The organism is Mycobacterium sp. (assembly GCF_035499775.1).
Taxonomy (GTDB): Bacteria; Actinomycetota; Actinomycetes; order Mycobacteriales; family Mycobacteriaceae; genus Mycobacterium.
The window spans coordinates 1-7,906 of the sequence record NZ_DATJYB010000488.1 but is presented as its reverse complement, the minus strand read 5'-3'; the positions used below and the strand labels follow the sequence as shown (position 1 = coordinate 7,906).

Sequence of the window (7,906 nt, the reverse complement as noted above, 5' to 3'; positions counted from 1 at the left end):
TCATGTTAGAGGTGAGAATAGCCAGGTCACCGGCCTTCAAACCAGCGTCCGCCGAGGTGGAGGGGCTGTGACAGCCCTGGTTTGCGTCTCGAGAATTCATGTCGGACCATTCACGAACAAGCCGTGCGAACTGTGCGAATGGACTAAATTCACGAAATGCACGCCTAGCACCGAAGCAATTATGATCAGCGCCAACGCAACCGTCGGCCATATCCACATCACTCGTTTGCGCAGGGCCGCTGCGATAATGGCCGCCCCCCGATGAATTCCGCTAACCCGACGCCACCCCACGTGATTGAGAACCACAACGAACCGACCGCCACGACGCACGCCAACACGGACATGATGCAGGTGATGACAATGTCGATCACCGTGCCGCCGGATATTGCGCCGGTTGGAAGTAGCGGTCCTGCGGGCCGGTCATGCCGCCTCACTACGCCACCGCGTTTCCGTACCCGCGGCGCAAATTCCGTATTGCACCGGTTATGTCTGAGCGCCACAGAAAAGAGCTGGCCGTCACTAGAAATTAACCGTGCGTCTCGAAATAGACGAGATAAAAAGGCGTCAAAACTTTGTAAGCCATCGAGTATGAAGTGGTGGCGTCACAACCACAGCCTTTGGCTCACAGCCGCAGTCAACTGAGCACTTCGAGTCTCTGTACCGACCACGGTGGGTTCTGGTCTCGGGAATACTTGCGCTACAAGCAAAGCGCCACCAGAAAGGAACCCCGGCCATGGTCATGTCACGTGCCGAAGCGACGCAGTACGTCAAGAATGCAGGGGGCTTGAAGCTTCTCGTTTTCGGAGCCGATGGGCACGAGGTTGCGGCGATGTTCGTGCAAGGATCGGTGACATACGACCAGGAGGAAACGACCTTCCTTGCGGTTGCTGAGGATGGCCACACGGTTGGGCAACTGTTCGTGGACGAAACGGTCGGTTACGACGAGAACACCGACGCCTTCGTCATCCGTGCCACGCGATAAGCACCGCGGCTCGATTGGCATGCCCCGTACCTGATGTTCGAGGTGAGATGGAATCGCTTGTGCCACGCTGCGTAGGTGTCCGCTGATCAGGCGGTGGTCCCCCCTTCAGGGGTAGTGGCCTTCCTGTTCACCGATGTCGAGGGTTCGACCCGTCGGTGGGAGGCCGACGCGGGCACGATGCGGGTGGCGCCGGCCGCCAAATGACGAGGCGTTGCGCTCGGCGATCGTGGCGCACGGGGGTTGGTTGTTCAAGCACACCGGGGCCGGGGTGTGCGCGGCGTTCGCCTCGCCTGGGTCGGCAGTGGATGCGGTGGTGGCCGCGCAGCATCGCCCTGATCGGGTCGACGTCGGCCAGTATTCCGATTGCCTGGTCGGTGCTCGGCCTCCTTGATTTCGTCGGGGCGGTGGGAACCGGGTTCCTGGCATCCCAAGCCGTCGCCGTGGTGCATACCGGCCCGCCGACGTCGGCGTTCAGCCAATGGCCGATGGTCCTCTTTCCCGGCTACATGGTGCCCTTCTCGATCATCCTGCACATCACAACGATCCGCGTTCTACTGGCAACCCGGAGGCGTGCTCGCGGCTGAATGGGGCAGCGAGATCTTCCAACGACGCTGACGTGGACCCCGACTCCGCCAGCGTCGGGAATCGATGACCGAATACCGGCGCGGCCGGGGTCGACGGCGACTGTGTCAGGATTTCTTGCGACGTCGACCAGCGAGCAACCCGGCGGCACTAAACTCATCGGCGCGTGGGTTCTGACACGAGGAGGGCTTGTGACAGCGATCGCTTCAACCCCGAAGGGTCATAACGTAAAACCACCGCCCGGGCCGGCGGAACCGCCGGCGAGAACCACACCCTCCGAACTCACCGACGAGCAGCAGGGGTGGCTCTCCGAGGCCTCGCGCAGCGAGATCAACGGCTGGTTGCATGTCACGATCAAGGGATCACCGGCCGCACGCGGTTTTCAGTATGGCTTTCTCGTCGCCGACGAATACGCGGAGTCGGTCCGGGTGTACCGGGAGATGACCTACCAGGACATCGGTATGGGCTACGACTTCTTTGTCGAGCGCGCCGCCGAACTCCACGCCGACAAGATCCCCGACGAGCTGCGCGAGGAGATGGAAGGCGTGGCGGCGGGCCTGACGGCTGCAGGCGTGCCAGCCACGTTCAAAGATGTACTCGGCATTAATGATTGGATGGAACTCACCGGCTATTGGTGGCCCAAGAACTCGGGCCGCTACACCGCGTTGGCGCCGACCGGCGGCGAGGGCAACCACTGCAGCGCCTTTATCGCGACCGGCAGCGCGACCGTCGACGCGTCGATCGTTGTGGGTCACACCAGCTTCGCCGACTTCTGGCAGGGCCAATTCGAGAACGTCATCCTGGACATGACCCCCGACGACGGCAACCGCATAGTCATGCAGACCGCGCCGGGCTGGATCGCCAGCATGAGCGATTTCTGGTTGACCGGTGCCGGACTGGTGATCACCGAGACCACGATCGGTGGCTACGACGGTTTCAAGGGTTACGACGAGACCCGGGTCCCGGAGTTCGTCCGGGCCCGTAAGGCCTCGCAGTACGCCCGCGACATCGACCACTGGGTCGAGACGCTCAACACGGACAACAACGGCGGATACGCCAACTCCTGGTTGATCGGTGACGTCAAGACGGGCGAGATCGCGCGCTACGAGGAGGGCCTGCTGTATCAAAGCCTCAGCCGCACGACCGATGGCTACTTCTGGGGTGACAACGCAGTAACGGATCCGCGGATCCGTAACCTGGAGTGCTTCGGGACCGGGTTCAGCGACGTGCGCACCCCCAACGGTGCGCGGGAGGTTCGCTGGCGCCAATTGCTCGGCCAGTACAACGGGCGCATCGACGTCGAGGTCGGCAAGCGCATGATGGGCGACACGTTCGACACCTACCTTGGCTACATCCATCCCTCGGCCCGGACCATATGCGCACATTCCGATGTCGACCCCTGTCACTTCAGTGGACTGACCCCGTTCACACCGTTCGGGTCCGTGGACGGCAAGGTCGCCACCTCAGCCGACATCAAGGCGCTCAATCTGTGGGCCCGATGCGGGCGTGCCGATGGCACCGAGTTCGACGCCGAACAATTCCTGCGGCAGCATCCGCAATGGGATTGGCAGCGTGGCTATCTCAAGGGCCGTCCGCAGCAACCGTGGACGTACGTTGCGTCGGGAAGTTCCGGCGAGGCCTGATCGTGCGTGCCTTCAGATGCCCCAACTGCGGGCAGGCGGTCGCGTTCGAAGTGCAGCAGTGCCCGACGTGCGCGATGACGGTCGGCTACCACTACGCGTCGCGCCAGATGGTGTGCATGCCATCGCAAACAGTGACCGTGAACGGCCATGGCTGGGTCCGATGCTCACACTGGGAGCGGGGCTGCAACTGGTTGACCGCGGACGATTCCGAATCCGGACGCTGCTACGCCGACAGTTTCGTGCGTGAGGCGCCGGCGCCCGATGACAATGAGGCGATGTCGGAACTCGATTCGACCCTAAAGTCACTGCGGCGATTGATCTTCGAGCTGATGGACCTGGGCCTGCCCATCCATCAGTACTACGCGGACCCCCAAGGGCTGGCATTCGATCTGCTGTCAAGCCAGACACTGGGGCACCCGGTGATGACAGGGCACTCCAACGGGGTGATCACCATCGACCTGTCCGAGTCGCTGGAGTTATACCGGGAGCGTCTGCGCATCAAGCTGCGTGAGCCCTATCGCACAATGCTGGGCCACTTCCGCCACGAGGTAGGCCACTACTACGAGATGCTGCTGGTGCAGAACGCCCCGCTCATCGACGAGGCCCGGGCGATGTTCGGTGACGATCGCGAAAACTACCAGGACGCACTGCAGCGACACTACAAGGGCGAGGCGCCGGCCAATTGGCAGCACGACTTCATCTCGGAGTACGCCACCGCCCACCCGTGGGAAGACTTCGCCGAGACCTGGGCCCATTATCTCCACATCACCGGAACCCTTGCCACGATTGCGGATTCGGGCCTCGTCGTCGAGGCTGACCGGGTGAAGTGGGACCTGTCCTACGATGTCCATGCTCGAGAGTCCTACGCCGACGCCACCATCGAGGACATTATGGCTGACTGGTTAGTGCTGTCGGGGGTGCTCAATCGGGTCAACAATTCGATGGGTCGTGACGACCTATACCCGTTCACTATCTCCCCACACGTCGTCGCGAAGCTTGGCTTCGTCCATCGTGTGGTGACTACCGCTGCAACTGAATATGCGACGGTGGAACAGAATTGACTGCCATGGCCACCACACCGATCGCCGCCGACCGGATCGCCGAGGCGGTCACCGCCGCACACGCCAAGCACAAGAAAAACCGCCGCGGCAAGAACGCCAGCTACATACCGGCTTTGGCTGACGTGGACCCGCAGCTGTTCGGGGTGTGCGTGGCGACCGTCGACGGTCAGACGTTTTCGGCCGGCGACGCCAGCTGTCAGTTCGCGCTGGAGTCGATCTCGAAGGTCTTCACGGCCGCGCTTGCTATCGAACAAGTAGGTCCGCGGGTGTTCCACCGCAAGGTGGGCGCCAATCCGACAGGCGAGGCGTTCAATTCGGTGCTGGCGCTGGAACTCCACAACGACAAGCCGAACTCGCCAATGGTCAACGCGGGGGCGATGACGGCTACCAGCTTGGTGTCGGCCAATGACGCTGACGAGCGCTGGCGCCAGATCCTGCAGATTCAAAGCGATTTCGCCGGGCGTCCGATCACGGTCAGCGAACCGATCGCCTCGTCCGAGCGCGCTACCAACTTTCACAACCGCGCGATCGCGTGGCTGCTGCTGTGCGGCGGATACATGTACTGCGACCCGATGGAGGCCTGCGACGTCTACACGCTGCAGTGCTCGACGCTGATCACCGCTGTCGACCTGGCGATCATGGGCGCGACCCTGGCCAACGGGGGCATCAACCCCGTCACCGACAAGCGCGTCATCGCACATGCCAACGTGTCGCACGTGCTGGCCTTAATGGCGATGGAGGGTCTCTACACCAGCTCCGGTGACTGGGCCTACACGGTCGGGCTGCCCGCCAAGAGCGGCGTCGGAGGCGGTTTGGTCGCGGTGTCGCCAGGCAAATTGGCGATCGCCGCCTACTCACCGCCGCTGGACAAGGCCGGTAACAGCGTGCGCGCCCAGGCCGCGATCACCCAGATCGCGCACACCCTCGAGCTGGGGCTTTTTAGTACGCAGCTCCGGGACTGACCCCCTGCCGTACCCGGCTGCGGGCGTTCTCATGTCCGCCGAAAGGGTCTCTAGCCCGCCGCTTTGACCATCACAGCCTGACACCCCTCTGGATACTTTCCCTTCGTCCGCGGCATGGCCGATGACTCGAAACAGGCGACATTTGAGCGGCCGGCCAGACGGAACGACGCCGAGGGAGTGGAGGTCAAGTATTGCCGTACTCAAGACAGCCGGTCGGCGCGGAGTGATGATCAGAGGATGACCGATACAGCCGGGACAGACCGACCGACGCCTGATGTCGACGTCGTCGTAGTGGGCGCAGGCATTGCGGGCCTGTATCTTGCCTACCGCCTCAGCCGCGCCGGATACCGATTGCGCGTGTTCGAGGCGGCCGACGACATCGGCGGCACGTGGTACTGGAACCGGTATCCGGGTGCCCGGGTCGACGTGCCCAGCGTCGACTACATGTTCAGCTTCGATCCCGACTGGCGGCGGGACTGGCAATGGACGGAGAAGTACGCGACCCAGCCGGAAATCCTGCGTTATTTGAACCACGTCGCCGACAAGCACGACCTGCGGCGCCACATCACCTTCTCGACGCGAGTCCAGCACGCGGACTGGGACGACGATGCATCGCTGTGGCGGGTGCGCACCGACGGCGGCGTGGAGGTCACCTCTCGTTTCGTCGTGATGGCCACTGGCTGTCTGTCCATGCCCAAGCCGGCCGAGGTCGACGGGCTCGAGCGGTTCGCCGGTGAGGTCTACTTCACCAGTGCCTGGCCGCACGAGCCGGTCGATTTCACGGGCAAGCGGGTGGCGGTGATCGGCACGGGTTCCTCTGGCATTCAATCGATTCCGGTCATCGCGCAGCAGGCGCGAGAGCTGGTGGTGTTTCAGCGCACCCCGAATTTCTCGTTCCCGGCGCTCAATGGCCCGTTGTCGCCCGAGAAGCTTGCGCAACTGACGAGCGAGGCGGAATATCGCGCGGCGGCCAGGATGTCGTTCGGTGGCATTCCGATGATGGAGCGCAGCATCATCCCGACTTTCAGCGTCTCGGAGACCGAGCGCCAGCAACGCTATGAGCACGCCTGGCAGAGCGGCTTATTGTTCGAGACGTTAACCGTGTACGCCGACGTGGGGATTAATCCCGCGGCCAACCACGAGTTCGCGGAGTTCGTCCGGAACAAGATCCGCTCCATCGTCGACGATCCGCAGACGGCGGCCGATCTGTGCCCCACCGATCACCCCATCGGGATGAAGAGGCCGTGCCTGGACACGAACTACTACGCCACCTACAACTCGCCGCACGTGCGCCTCGTCAACGTCCGAAAGCATCCGATCCGACAAGTCACCGAAACCGGCATCGACACCGCCGACGAGTCGTTCAGCTTCGAGGCGATCGTCTTCGCCACCGGTTTCGACGCCGTGACGGGTGCGATATCCGCCGTCGACTTCAGGGGCCGCAACGGCGTTGCGCTGAAGGACAAATGGGCGAATGGGCCGCAGACCTACCTCGGGCTGACCACTACCGGCTTTCCGAACCTGTTTTTCATCACCGGCCCCGGAAGTCCCTCGGTGCTGTCGAACATGGCGGTTTCGATCGAACAGCACGCGGACTGGGTGCTCGACTGCCTCGGTCACCTGGGTGCGGACGGCTTCGATGTCATCGAGCCCACCGAAACGGCCGAAGCCGGGTGGACGCAACACGTGAACGACTGCGCCGACATCACCCTGTACCCGTCGGCGAACTCGTGGTACATGGGCGCCAATGTGCCGGGCAAACCACGGGTTTTCCTGCCCTACTGCGGGGGCGTCGACTTCTACGCTCTCAGCTGCGACGAGGTGGTCGCCCGCGATTACCTGGGCTTCAGCCGGTCTGGTCCCGACGGCTCGCGTTGCAACGACGGAGTGGTGCGCCGGTTGCAACCCGACGTCGAGATGGTTCTCATGGAGGCGGCAGCGCTGAATCTGCCGCCGATGGAATCGATGCCCGTGGCGGACGCCCGCGCGCTCTACGCGCAGATGTTAGCGCCGCTACCGCCGGGACCGGACGTCGGCGAGATCGCCGACGGTGTATTGCCCGGCGCCGCAGGCGATCTGGCGTACCGGCTGTACCGGCCGGCAACCCCGGGCCCCCACCCGATCGTCGTGTACTTCCATGGCGGCGGCTACGTTCTGGGCGACGCCATCTCGGATGATCCACTGTGCCGGGACCTTTGCGTGCGCAGCGACGCGATTATCGTTTCCGCGAATTACCGCCATGCACCCGAGCACCGCTTCCCCGCGGCGGTCGACGACGCCATGGCCGCGCTGCGGTGGGTCGCCGACAACGCACCGGGGCTCGGTGGCGAACCGGGGCGGCTCGCAGTGTGTGGTTGGAGTGCGGGCGGTGGGCTCGCGGCGGTGGTGTGCCGGCTGGCGCGTGACCTGGGTGGACCGACCATCGTGGGCCAGGTGTTGTTGGCACCCGCAACCTCCGGTGGTACGACCGGCGCATCCTTCATCGAGAACGCGGACGGCTATGGCCTCACGACGCCGCTGCTCGAGTGGTTCTGGGACCACTACATCGACGCGGCGGATCGAAGCGATCCCCGCTTCGCACCGTTAAGTGCCGTCGATTTGTCCGGGCTGCCGCCGGCGATCGTGGTGGCGGCCGAGTTCGATCCACTGCGCGACGACGGTGAGGCCTACGCCGCC

Annotated in this window: 6 protein-coding genes and 1 pseudogene; all 7 read left to right on the top strand. The window is 63.6% G+C overall.

Annotated features, from left to right (window positions below):
- Window positions 1–733 precede the first annotated feature (733 nt).
- Window positions 734–982, top strand: coding sequence for a hypothetical protein (locus tag VML93_RS29970; RefSeq protein ID WP_325616104.1), 249 nt, complete (start codon window positions 734–736; stop codon window positions 980–982).
- A 114-nt stretch (window positions 983–1,096) separates the two neighbouring features.
- Window positions 1,097–1,307: pseudogene (locus VML93_RS38745) on the top strand (hypothetical protein); the annotation flags it as partial.
- A complete protein-coding gene (locus VML93_RS29960; RefSeq protein WP_325616101.1) occupies window positions 1,288–1,566 on the top strand; it encodes a hypothetical protein in 279 nt (92 codons plus the stop codon). The pseudogene VML93_RS38745 and the gene VML93_RS29960, both read left to right, overlap by 20 nt.
- A 189-nt stretch (window positions 1,567–1,755) precedes the next feature.
- The gene (locus VML93_RS29955) at window positions 1,756–3,207 is read left to right on the top strand and encodes a C45 family autoproteolytic acyltransferase/hydolase (RefSeq protein ID WP_325616099.1); all 1,452 of its coding nucleotides are present in this window, start codon (window positions 1,756–1,758) and stop codon (window positions 3,205–3,207) included.
- A 2-nt stretch (window positions 3,208–3,209) separates the two neighbouring features.
- Complete coding sequence (locus VML93_RS29950) at window positions 3,210–4,268, top strand: zinc-binding metallopeptidase family protein (protein ID WP_325616098.1); 1,059 nt, start codon at window positions 3,210–3,212, stop codon at window positions 4,266–4,268.
- 5 nt (window positions 4,269–4,273) lie between these two features.
- Window positions 4,274–5,230, top strand: coding sequence for a glutaminase A (glsA, locus tag VML93_RS29945; protein WP_325616096.1), 957 nt, complete (start codon window positions 4,274–4,276; stop codon window positions 5,228–5,230).
- Window positions 5,231–5,467: 237 nt separating this feature from the next.
- The coding region (locus tag VML93_RS29940; protein ID WP_325616095.1) for a flavin-containing monooxygenase at window positions 5,468–7,906 on the top strand (2,439 nt) is incomplete at its 3' end.